Origin of the sequence: Hyunsoonleella pacifica, assembly GCF_004310335.1 — a bacterium.
Lineage (GTDB): Bacteria > Bacteroidota > Bacteroidia > Flavobacteriales > Flavobacteriaceae > Jejuia > Jejuia pacifica.
This window is the reverse complement of the sequence record NZ_SIRS01000002.1, coordinates 260,464-278,321: the sequence shown is the minus strand read 5'-3', so window position 1 is coordinate 278,321 and position 17,858 is coordinate 260,464. Positions and strand designations below refer to the sequence as shown.

The 17,858-nt window shown below is 34.3% G+C and carries 19 protein-coding genes; 3 read left to right on the top strand and 16 right to left on the bottom strand.

Annotation, left to right across the window (positions count from 1 at the left end; genetic code table 11):
- Window positions 1–33: 33 nt before the first annotated feature.
- From EYD46_RS04625 to EYD46_RS04600, 6 genes are all read right to left on the bottom strand, one after another.
- Window positions 34–1,269, bottom strand: a complete 1,236-nt coding sequence (locus EYD46_RS04625; RefSeq protein ID WP_130935895.1) for a DUF6638 family protein — start codon at window positions 1,267–1,269, stop codon at window positions 34–36.
- Between the two features lie 88 nt (window positions 1,270–1,357).
- Window positions 1,358–1,942, bottom strand: coding sequence for an NUDIX domain-containing protein (locus tag EYD46_RS04620; RefSeq protein WP_130935894.1), 585 nt, complete (start codon window positions 1,940–1,942; stop codon window positions 1,358–1,360).
- A gap of 11 nt (window positions 1,943–1,953) precedes the next feature.
- Window positions 1,954–2,649, bottom strand: a complete 696-nt coding sequence (locus EYD46_RS04615; RefSeq protein WP_130935893.1) for a hypothetical protein — start codon at window positions 2,647–2,649, stop codon at window positions 1,954–1,956.
- 12 nt (window positions 2,650–2,661) lie between these two features.
- Complete coding sequence (locus tag EYD46_RS04610; RefSeq protein WP_130935892.1) at window positions 2,662–4,623, bottom strand: AAA family ATPase; 1,962 nt, start codon at window positions 4,621–4,623, stop codon at window positions 2,662–2,664.
- A gap of 64 nt (window positions 4,624–4,687) precedes the next feature.
- Window positions 4,688–5,746 (bottom strand): hypothetical protein, encoded by a 1,059-nt coding sequence (locus tag EYD46_RS04605; RefSeq protein ID WP_130935891.1) that lies wholly within the window; start codon window positions 5,744–5,746, stop codon window positions 4,688–4,690.
- Between the two features lie 188 nt (window positions 5,747–5,934).
- Window positions 5,935–7,278: a microtubule-binding protein gene (locus EYD46_RS04600; RefSeq protein ID WP_130935890.1), complete on the bottom strand. Its 1,344-nt coding sequence runs from the start codon at window positions 7,276–7,278 to the stop codon at window positions 5,935–5,937.
- 327 nt (window positions 7,279–7,605) lie between these two features.
- Between EYD46_RS04600 and EYD46_RS04595 the strand changes: the two genes are divergently transcribed.
- Complete coding sequence (locus EYD46_RS04595; protein ID WP_130935889.1) at window positions 7,606–7,845, top strand: hypothetical protein; 240 nt, start codon at window positions 7,606–7,608, stop codon at window positions 7,843–7,845.
- An 8-nt stretch (window positions 7,846–7,853) separates the two neighbouring features.
- A complete protein-coding gene (locus EYD46_RS17700; protein ID WP_165454338.1) occupies window positions 7,854–8,024 on the top strand; it encodes a hypothetical protein in 171 nt (56 codons plus the stop codon).
- A 66-nt stretch (window positions 8,025–8,090) separates the two neighbouring features.
- Here the strand turns inward: EYD46_RS17700 and ettA are convergent, their stop codons facing one another.
- The 7 genes from ettA to EYD46_RS04565 all read right to left on the bottom strand — a co-directional run bounded on the left by ettA (window position 8,091) and on the right by EYD46_RS04565 (window position 13,447).
- Window positions 8,091–9,782, bottom strand: a complete 1,692-nt coding sequence (gene ettA, locus EYD46_RS04590; RefSeq protein ID WP_130935888.1) for an energy-dependent translational throttle protein EttA — start codon at window positions 9,780–9,782, stop codon at window positions 8,091–8,093.
- Window positions 9,783–9,860: 78 nt separating this feature from the next.
- Window positions 9,861–10,037, bottom strand: a complete 177-nt coding sequence (locus tag EYD46_RS17695; RefSeq protein WP_165454337.1) for a CAL67264 family membrane protein — start codon at window positions 10,035–10,037, stop codon at window positions 9,861–9,863.
- A 107-nt stretch (window positions 10,038–10,144) separates the two neighbouring features.
- Complete coding sequence (locus EYD46_RS04585) at window positions 10,145–10,861, bottom strand: pirin family protein (protein WP_130935887.1); 717 nt, start codon at window positions 10,859–10,861, stop codon at window positions 10,145–10,147.
- A 282-nt stretch (window positions 10,862–11,143) separates the two neighbouring features.
- Entirely contained in the window at window positions 11,144–12,013 is an 870-nt protein-coding gene (locus EYD46_RS04580) for a pirin family protein (protein ID WP_130935886.1), read from the bottom strand.
- Window positions 12,014–12,063: 50 nt separating this feature from the next.
- Window positions 12,064–12,501: a MarR family winged helix-turn-helix transcriptional regulator gene (locus EYD46_RS04575; protein ID WP_130935885.1), complete on the bottom strand. Its 438-nt coding sequence runs from the start codon at window positions 12,499–12,501 to the stop codon at window positions 12,064–12,066.
- Between the two features lie 41 nt (window positions 12,502–12,542).
- Window positions 12,543–13,073, bottom strand: a complete 531-nt coding sequence (locus tag EYD46_RS04570) for an NADPH-dependent FMN reductase (protein WP_130935884.1) — start codon at window positions 13,071–13,073, stop codon at window positions 12,543–12,545.
- Window positions 13,074–13,090: 17 nt separating this feature from the next.
- Window positions 13,091–13,447, bottom strand: a complete 357-nt coding sequence (locus tag EYD46_RS04565) for a DoxX family protein (protein WP_130935883.1) — start codon at window positions 13,445–13,447, stop codon at window positions 13,091–13,093.
- Between the two features lie 145 nt (window positions 13,448–13,592).
- Between EYD46_RS04565 and EYD46_RS04560 the strand changes: the two genes are divergently transcribed.
- The gene (locus tag EYD46_RS04560; protein ID WP_130935882.1) at window positions 13,593–15,236 is read left to right on the top strand and encodes an acyl-CoA carboxylase subunit beta; all 1,644 of its coding nucleotides are present in this window, start codon (window positions 13,593–13,595) and stop codon (window positions 15,234–15,236) included.
- On the opposite strand, the gene EYD46_RS04555 is transcribed toward EYD46_RS04560, so the two are convergent.
- From EYD46_RS04555 to EYD46_RS04545, 3 genes are read right to left on the bottom strand one after another with little or no spacing between them, the layout of a single operon-like run.
- Window positions 15,233–16,369: a gliding motility-associated C-terminal domain-containing protein gene (locus EYD46_RS04555; protein WP_130935881.1), complete on the bottom strand. Its 1,137-nt coding sequence runs from the start codon at window positions 16,367–16,369 to the stop codon at window positions 15,233–15,235. The genes EYD46_RS04560 and EYD46_RS04555 overlap by 4 nt on opposite strands.
- A gap of 3 nt (window positions 16,370–16,372) precedes the next feature.
- Window positions 16,373–17,131: a hypothetical protein gene (locus EYD46_RS04550; protein WP_130935880.1), complete on the bottom strand. Its 759-nt coding sequence runs from the start codon at window positions 17,129–17,131 to the stop codon at window positions 16,373–16,375.
- A gap of 10 nt (window positions 17,132–17,141) precedes the next feature.
- Window positions 17,142–17,846, bottom strand: a complete 705-nt coding sequence (locus EYD46_RS04545; protein WP_130935879.1) for a hypothetical protein — start codon at window positions 17,844–17,846, stop codon at window positions 17,142–17,144.
- Window positions 17,847–17,858: the final 12 nt, after the last annotated feature.

Here is a 17,858-nt window from a genome sequence, read left to right as displayed (position 1 = left end):
AAAAGTTTGTTCTATAAAATTAGTCTAAAAAACTTAAATATTGTTACTAATAGTTGCTACAACCCAATCTTTAAAGGAATCATCCCAAGTTGTAAACTTTTCATAAAAATCTGGTTTATCGTACCAATACCAAAATAACACATCTTTTGGTGCAATATTTACCAAAAGTTTCCATATTAAATCTTGATGTTTAGGCTCTAATGATGAATGCGGTTTATGTAATGCAAAAAATAATGAGTCATCAATAACATCTGCTATTTTAAATTGATTACTAGTTTCAATCTTTTCCAAATAGCGTTCTACACTCATCACTTTTTTTCGAGATTTGATATCCAATTTATTCAAATAACTTTTAAATAATATAGGGTTTTCCAATATCTCTTGAACTGGATGTTGTGTTTTTTTTAGATATTGAAATAGCTCAAACTTCTTAATCCTGATATACCTATCCTTTTTAACATCTGCTTCTAAATTATAATCTACAATGGAGTGGCTTCTCAACTTATCCATCAATTCAGGTTGATTAATATGAAATATCAAAATATCATGGGCTGTATCCTTTATAGCTTCTTTGTGCCATGCTTTATCTTCAAATATTACAATTGGCACAATAAAATCTCTTAATAAATAAACACCTCCAAAAGCTCTTGTATAAAAGGAATCTGTAGTATACTGTAATTCGTGTAAATCTAAATCTCTGTCACGCAAATCGCCATAAGCTTCAGCTGAATCCAATAACTTTTGGTGCATGGTTTCGCTAATAAAATTGTTTCCCCTCTTAAATTCCTCAACTAGCTTTAGTTGCTCCTCTTTTACCTTATCAAGGTTATCAATTAAATGAAATTTAATCCTAATTTCATTATACTTTAACACATCTAATGGTTCGTAAAAAGCATCAATGTTTTGATCGAAATCCAAGCAAATAGCAGAATCTCTAGTAATGTCTTTAATCTTAGCACCATGAATTTTAAAAATGTATTTCATTATATCCCTATCAAACGTATGAAAGGGTAAATACACTGGTTTTCCTTTTTGAAGTGGAGAAATGATAATACCATGAGGGTTTGCCTCCCCATTATTTAAATAATTAGTATCAGCTTTCTCTTCAGCCACTTCGGGACTCCAACCTATACCGTCAATATAAAACGTTTTTAGATTTGTTTTGGTAAACCCAAGTTTTACCAAGCATTTATTGTAACGCTCTACTAACTTCCCACTTACTAGGATAAGTTCACTTCTGTATAGATTTGCTTGTTTTAGTTTGTCCATTTCTGTCATTCCTGCGAAAGCAGGAATCTTGTTAATTTTTATTTTCTTTTAGATTTATAGATTCCTGCTTTCGCAGGAATGACAACATTTAATCTAGCAATTTATGAATGATAGCATACTGCAATAACACAATTGTTCGAGTATCTACAATTTCTCCATTATTCAGCATATCAATAGCTTTTTCAAAAGGCATTTCCAATACCTCTATATCTTCAGCTTCACTGTCCAATCCACCGCCTTCGCCTACTTTCATGGCATCGGTATACTCTCCAATGAAAAAGTGCATTTTTTCGGTCATTACTCCTGGAGATGAGTATGCCTCATATATTTTTTTTACTTTCTTTAAGCAATACCCTGTTTCCTCTCCGGTTTCTCTTATAATACACGCTTCTGGATTATCTTTATCCAGCATTCCTGCAGCTATTTCTACCAACATCCCATCTTTATTATCATTTAAGTAAGTTGGCATTCTAAATTGTTTAGTAAGTATTACAGTTTTCTTCTCTCTATTATACAAGAGAATTCCAGCTCCATCTCCTCTATCATATACCTCACGCATTTGGTTTACCCACACACCGCTTTTCATCATGTAGTCAAAAGTGACTTTATTTAGAATGTAATAGTTATCAGAAAGTAATGTACTCTCGATATTTTTGACTTTTTCAACTCCCATAAATCAAATTTTTAATACTTGTTTATAATTTCATTTAATGATTTCGAATCCTTAAACTCATTATTAAGGAAATCATAAACGCCATATTTGATTTTTCCATTTTCCATATAAGCAACCGAAATTAAGTTTTCATTGATAAATCTATACCCATTGACATCTTTCTCTATTATCCTTCTAAAATTGTTTCCATCTAAATCTGAGGCAAATAGACAACTAAAATCTTTCCTATCTAAATAACCGTTAGAATTCGTGTCTTCCTCGACAACTAAATAAAAAATCATTTCCTTTAACTTCCCTAATCGATTCTCTTCAGAATATTTATTGGGAGCACTTACGTTAATAATTAAAGATTCTCTGTTTAAAAGTGTTCTTTTTACATTTAATTCCTTGTCAAGAAAAACTATATTTAATATATCTTTTGGAAAGTCATTATTGCCATAATACTTAAATTCATCATCGTCATCATAATATCTATAAAAGATTATATACCAAATATCTGAGTTATACAATTTCTGGGGACCATTATTGGCAATCGAGTAGTCTTTTTGCTCTTCTTCGTAGTCAGCTTTAAATATATTATCATTTGATTTATATTGACTTTGCCTTAAAAAATCATCGACAAAAGCATAAATAATAAATCCAATAACTATTGGGAGAAGTATTCCATTTAAGATTATTAAAAACCTTATAAATTTATTTTTCAACATGATATACTACTTTTAATCATTTTCAAACCGCTGTCTCGCTTCCATTTCAATATTTAACTGATTTACTCTAGCATCTACTTTTCGTTTAAAATCGGTATCTGCGATAGTTGCAACATTATCTAAGTAACGCACTACTTCTTGACGGCGAATTTCAGAAAAATCTAAGCCTTTCATATTGGCTCTCATCAACTCCTGTAACATATTATATTTAGTATCGTATTCCTGTTTGAAATAGATTTCTGGATTCTCAAACCAGTCTTTTTCTAAATCAAAATCAGTTAAGCGTAAAGAAATAGCAGATTGAATATTACGAACATCGCGCGATGAAAAGAACGGGAATATCGCCTGAATTTCCTTGTATAAATTCGCATAAAACAAATGCTGATTGGTCTTAAACTGTTTTTCAATTTTATCATAAACGGCATGCACACGTTCCTCTGTAGGTTTTTCAACACTACTTAATATATCTCCCATATTTTTAGCCAAACCTTGATCTTGTAAATACCTGTAGCTTTCAGGTCCTTGCATATTTACAAAATCTGGCATAGTATCATCAATTTTACGCCACCACAGATGATCTTGATCTAAAAAATCATGCTCTGTTCTGGCACCATCAATTTTAAAACGTCCTTGTACACGAGAAATCACAGCTTTATCTAACATCTCTGGGAGGTTGGTAAACAAACCAATAGAGCTGTTTCCATAATTTACCGCATAAGCACCTTCTGTATATCTTAAAAACACACCAATAACTTCCTTTACACCGGCAGAAACACCTTGAGCAGTACGTTCCTGTAAATTATTTTCTGCATCATCAATAGGTGCAAAAATTAATTTTGAAGGATCTTGTAATGGTTTCATCCACTCTACCATTTTTTCTGCAGAACCACCTTGAAATGTAGATATTAACGTATCCGGCATGGGATGAAACAAAAATGGTATATCTAAAGTATCGCAGTGCTCTTTTAAGCGCGTAGCAATTGCAGCTATGAGCATACTTTTCCCTGTCCCTGGAATACCATAGCCCATAAATACAGGCATAAAACCACCTAATTCTTGAAAAGGGTTTTTCTTAGCTATAAAATCGTAGCTTAATAAGCGCTCGGTTAACCTTCGCGCAAAATGCTTTGCATCACGGTTACCAACAATTTGTTCAAACTGAATTTTATTAAACTCTACACTTTTAGCAGTCCCTTGAAATACATTATTCCAACCCGAAACAGCAAATTCTGAATTTTCTAATTTATACGTCCTATCTTCAATAGTTTCGGTATATTCTAATGAGCTTTTACGTAATTGAATTTCATCAATTAAAGCTTCAAAATAAACTACCGTAAAATCGACAACATCTTTATCTGATTTGATAATTTCTGGATGACTCAAATATTTGTCATAATAAAATAAACTACAGGAAATTCCTTTTATGGGAGACATTAAAGATACTTCAGGAATACCCGCAAACTTTTGTTTCATGACACTCAAGTCATCTGAGGCATGTGGCTTTAAATCGTGTAAAATTTTGTAAGCCTGAGCAAATAGCATAAAAGCCGTAGCGGTATGCATTTTACTTTCAAATTCGCGTTTACCACTACTATCTAAAGCAGATTTATTCTCGTTTAAACTCGATAATCCAGATGCATCGTAATAACTATCCTTAATCCAAATACCCAAAGTAATGCCTTCTTGAACCGCATATAAAGTTCGATTCAAATAAATAGGAATCGCTACAGAATCTGGTAGCAAACGCTTTTTAAGAGCTAAAATAGTTTTAGATACAGATGTAATTGAAGCTGCACTCGAACCATTATTAGCGCGGGATAAATACAATAGAATAGATTCATCCTTAGCATCTTTATCTTTATTTTTAGCACGAGCTCCTTGCTCCCATTGTACACTTTTTAGGTAAGAAGACGCTTCATCACGAAGCATATCGAGTTCTGATAGTTTTACAGGGAATGTTGAGTTATGTTCCATGGTTTTAGTTTTCAGTCACAGTCTCAGTATTCAGTACTGTTTACTGAGACTGCGACTGCTTACTTTAAAGTTTTATTTCCACACCAGCAATTTCAATAGGTGGTTTTGCCAAGCCATTCATAATATCTGGTGTTTTGTTATATAATAATTGAATGACACGATGAGGCGCCAAAATGTATTGTTGCTGAAATACATCTCCCCAGTTTTGCAATATCTGTTTATTAAAAAAGCTACCTTCTTTAAATTCATTTTTAGATGCTACTTCTGTCACTTTAAGCGATACCGCATAAGATTCTAAAGGAATTGTTTTCTTACTAATGGCCTCCAGCACCGTATGTGTTAATACATTTTCGTCTTTAGTAAACATATTATGTATCGGTCCTAAATCAATACGTTTTATTAGCTTTGGCGATACTTTTGGCAACTTTTTATCAATACCATAAGCCATAGTATCTAAGGCCATATCTCTATCTCCTACAGTTTTAAGTATATCGTATATCTCATGTTTGTAGTCATTTATTTTATTGCCATCATAATTAAAATACATAAAACAGATAAAAGGTCTGTTTTTAACCACATCGTAGAAACTCCAGCTGGTTAGTAAATCTGCCCCAGAATCTTTTGGTGCACTTACAATTTTACCTTGTACAAACCGATTAAAAATATATGTTTTGTTTACCGAAGCATAATACACAATTGATGCAGCTTGAAACAATCTACTTTTCTTAACATGCTGCTTTTTACGCATCAAGGTATCTAAAAACTCTTCCTTAAGCGTTGCTATTGGCGTTAACCTCCCTAAATACTCATCTCTAAGCTCTAAGTCGTTAAACAAATAGCGAAATTCTAAGTAATTTGGAAAGCCAGATTCAGTTAAATCCACTTTCATATTGTCCTCATCATCATACATGTATTTAATACGCATGGCTTCAATAGAGTATAATAACAAATCACAATATTGCTTAAACATTGCTACTTCTGCAGTATTACAAATACTTTCGCGTTGCACCGCCACCACCAATTCTTTAAACACAAAATCTATCATTTTATGGTAAAATGTATAGTGCGCTTTGGAATCTAAAATAGCTGAATCTAAAGGTGTAACTATTTGGTTAATTGACATATTTCAGTACTCAGTAATCAGTCGCAGTTTGCAGTAGCAACATGCGGAATTATTTATTCTTTTTGGGCGTTACCACAAGGGTCGGGCTTTCTCTACTCAATCCCTCCTGCGTCGGGGATTTCAAACATACCGTTCAATCCCTAACGCAGTCCGAACTCACTTAAAATTTATAGTTTTTTGTTGAATAATTAAGACAATAAATCATCATCCTCTGCCTTAGGTTTAGGCGCTCCTTCAGGTTCATCATCGTTATCAGATGGTGCATTAACATCAGCCTTATAGTACTCTTCAAAAATCTCTTTCATATCAATACCATAACGCTCTGCAAAGTTTTTTTGAATATCTACATCTTTCTCGCGAATTTCTTGTAGTGCCTCCGCATAACTACTATAAACACCCTGCATTACCTTTTCGTGTACTGGTATGTTATCCATCATATCTTGACGCGCCTTAGCACTAGCCGTATGCATTGCTGCAAGAGTTTCCCCAATATGCTCATCAGTTTTAACACCTAAATGCTCCAATATAGCAGCGAACTCTTGATCAGTTCTCGCCTTCAAAGCCACAACATAACCATCGTAATATTTTAAACGCTCCTCAGTATCACTTTTTAACTTTGCACGATGCGTTTGTAAATTACTTCGTAATGAGGTTAATACTTTTATGGTTAAATTGTGCTTATGAACAAAACTATCCTTACTAGCGGCCAAAGTAGTGTAAGCGTTTTTTAAACCTTCAAGTTCTTCCACTTTTTGCTCCAATTCCGTAACTTTCCCAATAGCTTGTGCATATTCAGCAGATTGCTTATCCGCAACGTCTTCCAGTTCTTGACGTGCTTGCTTTAGCAATGCATAACGCTCTTCAAGCTTGGCTTCTACCTCTTTCTTCTTCTCTAGTGCTTTGGTGTGATTTTTAGTTGCCTCTACAATAGCATCTTGTAACTTATCCTCTACTTCTTTAATCTCTACTTCGCGATTTTTTAAACGGGTAACCGCGGCTTGAGACTTATAAGATAGCTCCTTTAAAAGTGTTTGTACATCAGCATTTTCTATACGCTCTTGAAACATAGCTTTTGCCTTATTATCGGCTGCAGCTCTCGTCTTTTCAGAATCTTTTAAAGCTTGTTCTGCTTTTGCTATTTTACTTTTTCGCCCCCAAAGGTTATTCCACCATGTATCTGGTTTTGCCAGAGCATCTTCCAATTCTATTTTGGCACGCTCTAAAGCTTTTTGCGCATCGTCTATTACTTTTTGCTCTGTAGCATTGAGTGATGAAAATTTTTCAAACAAAATACCAACCTCATCCTGATAATCAGTTAAATCTTTAATAGCGTCCAAAAGTGTTGTTCTGTCTTTTTCTGCCATGTTTACAACATCATCTAATGTTGCATTTAATATTTTCTGGCGAACTTCTGGATCATCTTCTTGAGACAATTTAGATTTCATAGTATCAATGGCTTTACCCCAATTGACATCTACTTTTTCAGTTTTTTCATTGGAATTTGTTTCTAATAAGTCAAAATCATCAGACATGGTTTATGTAGTGTTTTAAAGTTGAACATTTTTAAGGGTAAGCAATTTCGTTAAAAAAGATGACTTTTAAAATTTAAATCGCTTTAAATTATAAGTGTTTTTCTAGGCTGAATTGTTACAAAACATTCAAAAGTTTCATTTTCTAAAACAAAATTATGTAAGATAAAACTTCAATCAAAGTAATTGAAAACCATTGATTTAGATAGTTTTTCATTGTAACAAATTAACATGATGTTAATAAATTTCGCATATTAGGTTCATTTTTAACACTTTAGTTTATAAAAAAGCCTATCTTTGTGAAAGCTATTAACCCAAATCGACTAATTCATGTTTCTCTTAAACATACACCCAAGTAAAATCCCCTTATTAATAAGTCAAAGCCAAATTGTCACTGTCCTTTCTATAGTGGTAGTGTTTTTCTTAGTGCTTCTTATTCTTGGTGTAAGAAAATCTTATATTTTAAAAAAGGAAAACGACCAATTAGCAAAATCAGGTCCTTTACAAAGTGATGACGATAATAAAGCTTATAAAGATTTTAGAGATGGTCACCTATATGATAATAATTAAAATTTAATATGATTTTACTATTCCTTTTATTTGCCCCTATTTTCATACTTCTTTTTCTAATTTTTAGAAATATAGAAAAGCAAAGTACATTGTTACGTCAGTTTGATGCTACAAAGAAGAGTTTTGAAAACATCGATGTTTCTGATTATAAATTAGGAGACGGTCATATTTACAAATAGATATATATAAAATTAAAAAAGCCCACTTTATAAAGTGGGCTTTTTTAATTTTACTTAATACGTTAATTACCTAACTAATTTTTTATACTTAATACGTTTCGGCATTAAATCACCTCCTAAGCGTTTCTTCTTATTTTCCTCATAATCAGAAAAACTACCCTCAAAGAAATATACTTGAGAATCGCCTTCAAATGCCAAAATATGGGTACATATTCTATCCAAGAACCAACGGTCATGACTAATTACTACGGCACACCCCGCAAAGTTCTCCAAACCCTCTTCTAAAGCACGTAACGTATTCACATCAAGATCATTAGTGGGCTCATCTAAAAGTAATACATTACCTTCTTCTTTAAGCGTCATGGCCAAATGCAAACGGTTACGCTCTCCACCAGAAAGCAGTTTTACTTTTTTGTTTTGCTCACTTCCAGAAAAATTGAATCGACTTAAGTATGCCCTAGAATTAACCTGCTTTCCTCCCATCATTACTAACTCTTGCTCATCACTAAAGTTTTGCCATATTGTCTTTTCTGGATCTATATTTGAATGGCTTTGATCTACGTAAGCAATTTTAGCAGTATCTCCTACGGTAAAGGCTCCTTTATCTGGAGTTTCCTCTCCCATTATCATTCTGAAAATGGTTGTTTTACCAGCACCATTTGGTCCTATAATTCCAACAATTCCTGCTTGCGGTAAATTAAAATTTAAATCATCGTACAATAATTTATCATCATATCCTTTAGCAACACCTTTAGCTTCAATTACATTGGTACCCAAGCGTGGGCCATTTGGAATGTATATTTCTAGCTTTTCATCCAATTGCTTTTGATCTTGACTCATTAACTTATCGTAATTCTTTAAACGCGCTTTTTGTTTAGTTTGACGTCCTTTTGCACCTTGGCGTACCCACTCTAACTCACGTTCTAAGGTTTTTTGACGTTTAGAAGCCGCTTTACCTTCTTGGGCCATACGCTTAGATTTTTGATCTAACCAAGACGAGTAGTTCCCTTTCCAAGGAATACCTTCTCCTCTATCCAGCTCTAAAATCCAACCAGCCACATTATCTAAGAAATACCTATCGTGCGTTACTGCTATTACAGTACCTTTATATTGTGCTAAATGATGCTCTAACCAATGTACAGACTCTGCATCCAAATGGTTTGTAGGCTCATCCAATAATAATACATCTGGTTCTTTTAATAGTAAACGACATAACGCTACACGCCTGCGTTCTCCTCCAGACAGTACACCTATTTTTTTGTCGCCATCTGGAGTACGCAGTGCATCCATCGCTATTTCTAACTTGGTGTCCAGCTCCCAGGCATTTGCTGCATCAATTTGGTCTTGCAATTCTGCTTGTCGGTTCATTAGCTTTTCCATCTTATCAGGATCACTATACACCTCTTCTAAACCAAACTGATCGTTTATTTTATTGTATTCATCAAGAATAGCAACGGTTTCCGCGGCACCTTCACGTACCACTTCCATAACTGTTTTTTCATCATCTAGTTGCGGTTCTTGCTCTAAATATCCAACGGAATAATCCTGAGAAAACACAACATCCCCCTGATAATTTTTATCAACACCAGCTATTATTTTTAATAATGTAGATTTACCAGAACCATTAAGTCCTAAAATTCCAATTTTAGCGCCGTAAAAAAAGCTTAAGTATATATTTTTTAAAACTGGTGTATTTGTACTTTGAAATGTCTTGGTAACACCAGACATTGAGAAAATTATCTTTTTATCGTCACTCATTTTTTAATTGATAGTTATTAATCTTTAGTATGATTTATATTAATGATTATAGTCTTTATTGGCAGTGTGTAGAGCTCTTTAGACACGCCCTTTTAAAGCATTAAACACCCAAGCTACAGCTAAAAAGCCAATTCCTACAGCCGCAAAACCATATCCTGCTACTTCGTAATATCTAAATGCGCCAAGTGCTATAAGTCCAAGACCTACAAAAATCATTATCCATGTAGCCCAAGCCAACACTGTATTCTTATTCATCGCCATACTCTTTTCTATTTTGGTTAGTTAAAAAACAAATATCGTAGTTTTAAATAAAAAAAGCACCTATTTCAAGGTGCTTTTTCGCTATTAATCATTACGAATTTTTAGTTCATAGGAACTTCAATTATGACCACCTCAGCATCTTCAGAAGCAGAAATATCAACTGTATCTGTATCCCAAACACCCATGGCATCACGTTTATTTAAGGTATTTCCAGAGATTTTTACGCCACCTTCTGTAACAAAGATATAAAGACCATTATCTGGTTTTTTAATATTTAAACTTACTAAATTACCAGCATCTAAATTAGTTCTGTAGATATATGCCTGTTGACTAATAGGTAACGCATTACCTTCTAATTTATCCTTTGGTGCCACAACCGTTTGCAAGGTGTTTTTACGCGCAGAAGTATCAAATTTTCGCTGTTCGTAATTTGGCTCAACACCCATTTCCTCTGGAATAATCCAAAGTTGCAAAAAGTTAACTTCCTCAGTTTTACTGTCGTTAAACTCAGAGTGTGTTAGTCCAGCTCCTGCACTCATTACCTGAACTTCGCCAACCTCTATGGCGCGTTTATTTCCCATACTGTCTTTATGTGATAATGCACCCTTTAGCGGAATAGAAATAATCTCCATATTTTGGTGCGGGTGCGTACCAAATCCCATTTTTGGTTGTACCACGTCGTCATTCAATACTCTTAGCTTACCAAAATTCATGCGCTCTGGATTTTGATAACTTGAAAAACTAAATGTATGATGTGATTTTAACCAACCGTGATTTGCAAATCCTCTTGTGTCTGCTTTGTGAACTATTGTTTTCATTTTTTTTAATCTTTTGTCATTTCCTTGAAGAAGGAAATTTTATTATTACTTTTTTATTGTTATTATTAGGGCGTTACCCACAAGGGGTCGGGCTTTACGTTACAAGTCCTCGCTCCTACGTCGCTGTGGGCTTTCCACTGCAATCCCTAACGCGCCACTCATACTCTTCAACCCACCCCTAGCCCCTCCAAGGAGGGGAATGCTTACTCATACTTTTTCAAACCTACAAGGTTTCAAAAAACTTGCAGGTTATGAGTTCCCCCTTCGGGGTTTAGGGGCCTCTTATGGGGCCAGAAACCCCATTTTCCCCATTTGATAATCTCTCATGGCTTCCATAATTTCAGTTTGTGTGTTCATTACATAGGGACCATAAGTTTGAATAGGCTCATTAAATGGTTCTCCTGAGAGAAATAATAATTTACTTGTCGCATTTCCTTCAATAGAAAACCCTTCACCATCTTGATTAAATTGAATCAATTGATTTTCGTTGAGCTTCAATTGTTCTGAACCATTTACTGTAACATCGCCTTTTAGCAAATAAATTGTCGATTGATGATGCTCTGGAACAGCCACATCAAAACTCCCTCCTGCTTCAACATCAATGATATATGCATTAACAGCGGTTTGGGTTTGTATTCGACCATAAACGCCATCTAATTCTCCTGCTACAATTTGGATAGTTACTTTTCCATCTATAGAATACACTACTCTAAAATGGTCATGTTTCACATGTTGATAATTAGCTTCTATCATTTTCTTTTCAGCGGGCAAATTCAGCCATAACTGAATGCCTTCTATTACACCTCCTTTTTCAACAAAGGGTTTTGTAGGGCCTTCTGCATGTACAATGCCTCTTCCTGCAGTGGTCCATTGCACATCTCCTGCACTTACAATACTTTCGTTTCCTAAAGAATCTCTGTGTAGTTGTTCGCCTTGAATTAAAAACGTTATTGGTTCAAACCCACGGTGTGGATGCGGACCCAAATCAAATGGATTGCTTTTTGCATTTATTTCATAAGGCCCATAATGGTGTAATAAAATAAACGGATCTATATTATCTATGGTCTGCGTAGGTATGGGTTGTCGCAATCTTATGGGGCCCATATTTACGAAATCGCTTCGCCCTACTGTTTTTATTGTATTTAATTTCATAATACTTTCGTTTTAAATAGTTTCCATGGAAACTATTTGTGCAAATTTTTTTATCTTATTTTATCTAATAAATCACTTAAAGTACCAGCTTCTTCTTCAGATAAATTACTTAACAAATCATCCTTTAAGTTAGCCTCTATTTGCTTTAATAGTCCTAAACCTACATCTGTAATTTCAATATGTACAACACGTCTGTCTCCAGGACAAGGCAACCTATTTATTAAACTTTTATCACAGAGTTTATCCATAAGTCGAGTGGCATTGGGTGCGCGCTCTATCATACGTGCTTTAATTTCTTGCACTTTAAGTGGCTCACCTGCCCCTCTAAGAATTCTTAAAATATTAAACTGCTGAGGAGATAATCCATAGGGTTTAAAAAATTCATTGTGAATACTATTTATCCAATTAGCGGTGTAAATAATATTTAACATCGCCTTTACTTTGTTATTAACAAATTTAGATTTTATATCCTTTGAAATGTCTCCCATTGTTTAGTATTCAGTGTTCAGTACTCAGTCTCAATTAATAGTTATAGAGCTACTTTAAAAGTTTCCACTTTTTCTTTTAGTTGTTTATCCAAATCTTCATTTGTGATTTTTCCTTCTGAAAAGTTATCAAAAAATGATGGAAAACTAAAATCTGCTACTATATTACCACCCATAAAAGGAAAACGTCCTTTGGCTACTTCTAAAACAGTTGCTCCTCCTCTACCTCCTGGTGAGGTTGCCATTAAAAGCATAGGTTTTTCACTCCAAAGCTTACCGTCTATTCGAGACATCCAGTCAAAAATATTTTTAAATACCGTGGCATAAGCACCATTGTGTTCTGCAAGAGATAAGATGATACCATCTGATGATTTTATATGTTCTAAAAACGTTTTGGCATTATCTGGTATACCTTTTTCGTTTTCTAAATCGATACCATAAATAGGTAATTCAAAATCGTTTAAATCTAATACATCTACCGCTACGTCTTCAACTAAGCTTGATGCATATATTGCTAACTGTTTATTTATTGAGGTTTTACTATTTGTTCCTGCAAATGCTATTATTTTTTTCATTGCGTTTATGTTTTTTATTATTTATTTATCCTTTTATAAAATATATAAGAAACAGCTAAAGCTATTAAGGCTATTACTGCTGTTCCTTGTTGCCCATCACCTATCATGTAATGCGCAAAAAAGGCCAATACAAAAGCATAAAAGAAACCTGCATAAGCCCATTCTTTTAATGTTTTATACCCAGGCAGCCACAAAGCTACTAAACCTAATAGTTTTATTATAGCATAAGGATATATTATATATGTTGGATATCCAAAACTCTCAAATGCTCCTTTAATCATGTCGTGTTGAAAGAAGTACATACTTACTGAAAATAGCATTACAGCTGTTAATACTACTGTTGCTATATAATAGATTATTTTATTTGTTTTCATTTTGATTGTTTTTAATTACATGACAAAACTACGTAAAATAAATTTATATTCCAAGGAACATATTTCCATGTTATATATTTTAACAAATTATTCACTTTTTAGACAGGAATTGGTTTCGTAAATTCGTGTACAAATAAATACACCTATGGATATCAACTTCAATAAAAATGAAGATCACAATAAATTATTAGTCTCTGAACTCAATAAACGATTAGCTAAAGTAAGCTTAGGTGGCGGAAAATCACGTATTGAAAAGCTTCATAGCAAAGGGAAGCTTACTGCTAGAGAGCGTATTGTTTATTTGTTGGATGACAAGGCAAAGTCTATTGAAATTGGTGCTTTTGCAGGAGAAGATATGTATCCGGAACATGGCGGTTGCCCTTCTGGTGGTGTGGTTGTGAAAATTGGGTACATAAAAGGAAAACAGTGTATTGTGGTGGCTAATGATGCTACAGTAAAGGCTGGGGCGTGGTTTCCTATTACGGGGAAAAAGAATTTACGTGCTCAAGAAATTGCTATTGAAAACCGACTACCGATTATTTATTTGGTAGATTCAGCTGGAGTGTATTTGCCAATGCAGGATGAAATTTTCCCTGATAAAGAACATTTTGGACGTATTTTTAGGAATAATGCCATTATGAGTAGTATGGGTATTACGCAAATTGCTGCGGTTATGGGTAGCTGTGTTGCGGGTGGTGCCTACCTCCCTATTATGAGTGATGAAGCGTTGATTGTTGATAAAACCGGAAGTATCTTTCTTGCAGGTAGTTATTTAGTAAAAGCTGCTATTGGGGAAAGCATTGATAATGAAACTCTGGGTGGAGCTACTACACATTGTGAAATCTCTGGGGTTACTGATTATAAAGCCAAAGACGATAAAGATGCCTTAGACAAAATAAAAAACATCGTTGATAAAATTGGGGATTATGATAAAGCTGGTTTTAACCGCATTGAGGCTAAAAAACCCGCTGAAAATCCTGAAGACATGTTTGGTATTTTGCCCAAAAGTCGTGCTGATCAATACGATATGTATGAAATTATAAAACGCCTAGTGGATAACTCTGAGTATGAAGAATACAAGGCGGGTTATGGGCAAACCATTATTACCTGTTATGCTAGAATTGATGGTTGGGCAGTTGGTATTGTGGCTAACCAAAGGCAAATAGTAAAAACTACTGGATCTAAAACAAAGCCCACCGAAATGCAATTTGGTGGTGTGATTTATAATGATTCTGCTGATAAGGCTACACGTTTTATTGCAAATTGTAACCAAAAGAAAATTCCGTTAGTGTTTTTACAGGATGTTACTGGCTTTATGGTGGGCAGTAAAAGTGAGCATTCTGGTATTATAAAGGATGGTGCTAAAATGGTAAATGCGGTTAGTAATTCTGTTGTGCCAAAATTTACTGTGGTTATTGGTAATAGTTATGGGGCTGGTAATTATGCCATGTGTGGAAAAGCGTATGACCCGAGATTGATTTTTGCATGGCCTAGTGCAGAACTTGCTGTAATGAGTGGAAACTCTGCCGCTAAAGTATTATTACAGATTGAAAAGGCTTCTCTAGAAAAACAAGGTGAAACCTTTACTAAAGAAAAGGAAACCGAACTCTATAATAAAATTAAAGCTAGGTATGATAACCAAGTATCGCCTTACTATGCCGCTGCGCGTTTATGGACGGATGGTATTATAAATCCTTTAGATACCAGAACATGGATTAGCATGGGTATTGAAGCTGCTAATCATGCACCTATTGAAAAGCAATTTAATTTGGGGGTTTTGCAGGTTTAATAAATTATATACAGCCAACCTGTAGATGTTTTGCTAGAATCTTTTAGCTTTAAAATATAATAATAGGTACCTACCGGTACTTTTTTATGGCGTTGTATCACATGCTTTACATTTGCCACGCCATCCCAATTATTCTTATAATTATCTATTTTATATACCACAGAACCCCATCTATTAAAAATGGTTAATTCGTTATTAAAAGCTTCTATACCATCAATGGTAAATGTATCATTTATGCCATCATCATTTGGAGACACCAAATTGTAAATATTAATATCATCCTCAGTAATTAAAGCACCAAATGTAATAATTTCATAATCTGATGGGTTAAACAAAAAAGAGGTTATCGTTCCTTCTGAGAGAGAACCCGTAGTACTTGTATTTCCTAAATCTTTCCATTGCTGATCTGTAATATGCCAACCAACAACCCTTAGTTTACTTAAATCTGGGACTAAATTATCAATTTCACTTTCGCTGTTCCAAGTTAGTGTAACAAAAGAATTTTGTGGCCCATCAAAATCCCAAAACTCTATAATGCTAACCTCCCCAATTATGGGCTCTAATGCTTCTGTGTTAAAATTTGTAGTAAAGGTTGATGGGAAATTTGGATTTTCATCAAAATATGCAGCTTTAACTATAGTATTTGGTGTTGCATTGGTTGTTATTAAAGGGCGTAATTTATCATTATTACCTATAGGGAATGTAAAAGACAAATCGCCAGAATAACTAGCATAACCATCCGTATTTCTCTCATCATCTTCTAAAATGTAAAATGAGTTATTTAAATAGTCTATAGATACACTAGGGTCTTCTCTTGGTGTGATAACATCTCCTGCAATATAGCTTACACTATTTACAACTTCTGTATTTATGTCTAAAAACAAATGATTTATAACATCTACTTCCATGTCATAAAACCTAGGTACTTCAGAGCCTGAAATAGATAGTGCTATGTCATTATTATAAAAACCTGCTATACCAAGGTTTTCATTAAACGTACCGTCATTAATCAAATCTATATGAAATCCTACCTCTGCATTTTCATGCATTTGTACATTACCATAGTTTTGAAATGCTGGCTGAGCATAAGCACTTCCTATTAGGATTAAAAAAGTACAGAAGAAATATTTCATATTTTATCTATATGCTGTAAATAATACTACTAAATCTTCATTTTGCACATCGTTTGGCTGTACCCTCAAAACTGGGTTTGTACTATTATTTGTAATTACACCATTGGTATAAGTTACGTTAATCGTAAAACCATCTAGAGTAAAACTAGTTAACGCTCCTGATATAACTCCTAAATTATTTCCATTTTGATCACCATAACGCAGACCCAAACAGTTACTGCTACTTGCAAATCTTGAGATATCGTTAATAGAATTCCCATGACCACCAACATAAATGACTTGTTGGGTTATAGAATTATCAGTATTTAATCTTGCAAAACCATTCATCGTTCCATAAGAATTACTAATACCCCTAGCATTATTTCCAACAGCATTATCGGCATTAATATCTAAATTCTCAACATTGGCATGCGCTTGAAAAGTAACTTGAGTTGGCTGGAAAGGCACTGCAGAAACCGTAGTTATTCCAGCAGCAGAAACTATAAAAACACCGTTATAAACATTGCTATCATTGGCTATCCAATTGGTGCCATCATAGGTTTTTGTTACTCTAGTGGTTCCACTGGTATCGTACCAGATATCTCCTTCTACAGGATCTGTGGGCGCTACGCTAGCCGTAGTAACTTGGTTATTCCTAATGGTTTCTAAAGTTCCTTTATTATCAATTACCCTAACTTCTTGAGCATTGGTTGCAGTAACTGCAACCAAGATCAAGACTAGTATGATAGAATATTTGTATTTTTTAAATAAGAAACTTAACATTGGGGTGGTTTTAGTTAATCCACTGAACTTCAAATACGTCTCCTGCAAAGATTTCCCAATCGTTTGGTGCTGTAGTACTTGGAACTAGTGTAACTGCTCCTGCAGCAACCGTATAATCTACATTTGCAACTAACTTAGCTCCATTTCTGTACACCCATACTTTTTGATATACGGCAGGAATTGAGCCATCTGTTAAAGCTGGAGCTGTACCGTCTGTTGCTGCAGTAGCAGTTAATTGTCCTGCTGCCACAACATCTGTTGCCAATAATTTTTTTGTTTCTCCAGTAGCTTCATCTCTAACTAATATGGTCCAACCTGTACCAGTTGCTGTTCCTCCTGGCGCAGCCGTTGAGCCATCAGTAGCATCAGTAGATGGAGCATCTGTTGCTGTATCTACTAATTCTAAACCATCTAATGCAAAAACTGCTCCTGAAGCATCTATATACGTATCATCAGTTAGCGTACCTCCTAATTGCCATGTAGATACAATACCGCCATCTGGTGTGGCATCAGTTAACAATGTAATACCATTTTTAACTTGTAAAAACTTTTTAGTTCCTTTATTATCAATTACTCTAATTGTACCATTAAGAGCTGAAGATCTTCCAATATCTTCTGTTTTACCAACATCTCCTGTTGTTTGTTGTGCATTACCTAAGCTAAATATGAAAATAGCTATCAATGCTAATCCTAATTTTAAAAATTTTCGATTCATGTGTTCTAGGGT

What these genes read in the sequence shown, in the direction of transcription:
- EYD46_RS17695 (WP_165454337.1), bottom strand. Translation starts at nt 10,037, where the DNA reads ATGAATAAGAATACAGTGTTGGCTTGGGCTACATGGATAATGATTTTT.
- EYD46_RS04555 (WP_130935881.1), bottom strand. Translation starts at nt 16,369, where the DNA reads ATGAAATATTTCTTCTGTACTTTTTTAATCCTAATAGGAAGTGCTTAT.
- EYD46_RS04605 (WP_130935891.1), bottom strand. Translation starts at nt 5,746, where the DNA reads ATGTCAATTAACCAAATAGTTACACCTTTAGATTCAGCTATTTTAGAT.
- EYD46_RS04550 (WP_130935880.1), bottom strand. Translation starts at nt 17,131, where the DNA reads ATGTTAAGTTTCTTATTTAAAAAATACAAATATTCTATCATACTAGTC.
- EYD46_RS04625 (WP_130935895.1), bottom strand. Translation starts at nt 1,269, where the DNA reads ATGGACAAACTAAAACAAGCAAATCTATACAGAAGTGAACTTATCCTA.
- EYD46_RS04620 (WP_130935894.1), bottom strand. Translation starts at nt 1,942, where the DNA reads ATGGGAGTTGAAAAAGTCAAAAATATCGAGAGTACATTACTTTCTGAT.
- ettA (WP_130935888.1), bottom strand. Translation starts at nt 9,782, where the DNA reads ATGAGTGACGATAAAAAGATAATTTTCTCAATGTCTGGTGTTACCAAG.
- EYD46_RS17700 (WP_165454338.1), top strand. Translation starts at nt 7,854, where the DNA reads ATGATTTTACTATTCCTTTTATTTGCCCCTATTTTCATACTTCTTTTT.
- EYD46_RS04585 (WP_130935887.1), bottom strand. Translation starts at nt 10,861, where the DNA reads ATGAAAACAATAGTTCACAAAGCAGACACAAGAGGATTTGCAAATCAC.
- EYD46_RS04615 (WP_130935893.1), bottom strand. Translation starts at nt 2,649, where the DNA reads ATGTTGAAAAATAAATTTATAAGGTTTTTAATAATCTTAAATGGAATA.
- EYD46_RS04560 (WP_130935882.1), top strand. Translation starts at nt 13,593, where the DNA reads ATGGATATCAACTTCAATAAAAATGAAGATCACAATAAATTATTAGTC.
- EYD46_RS04610 (WP_130935892.1), bottom strand. Translation starts at nt 4,623, where the DNA reads ATGGAACATAACTCAACATTCCCTGTAAAACTATCAGAACTCGATATG.
- EYD46_RS04575 (WP_130935885.1), bottom strand. Translation starts at nt 12,501, where the DNA reads ATGGGAGACATTTCAAAGGATATAAAATCTAAATTTGTTAATAACAAA.
- EYD46_RS04600 (WP_130935890.1), bottom strand. Translation starts at nt 7,278, where the DNA reads ATGTCTGATGATTTTGACTTATTAGAAACAAATTCCAATGAAAAAACT.
- EYD46_RS04570 (WP_130935884.1), bottom strand. Translation starts at nt 13,073, where the DNA reads ATGAAAAAAATAATAGCATTTGCAGGAACAAATAGTAAAACCTCAATA.
- EYD46_RS04580 (WP_130935886.1), bottom strand. Translation starts at nt 12,013, where the DNA reads ATGAAATTAAATACAATAAAAACAGTAGGGCGAAGCGATTTCGTAAAT.
- EYD46_RS04545 (WP_130935879.1), bottom strand. Translation starts at nt 17,846, where the DNA reads ATGAATCGAAAATTTTTAAAATTAGGATTAGCATTGATAGCTATTTTC.
- EYD46_RS04595 (WP_130935889.1), top strand. Translation starts at nt 7,606, where the DNA reads ATGTTTCTCTTAAACATACACCCAAGTAAAATCCCCTTATTAATAAGT.
- EYD46_RS04565 (WP_130935883.1), bottom strand. Translation starts at nt 13,447, where the DNA reads ATGAAAACAAATAAAATAATCTATTATATAGCAACAGTAGTATTAACA.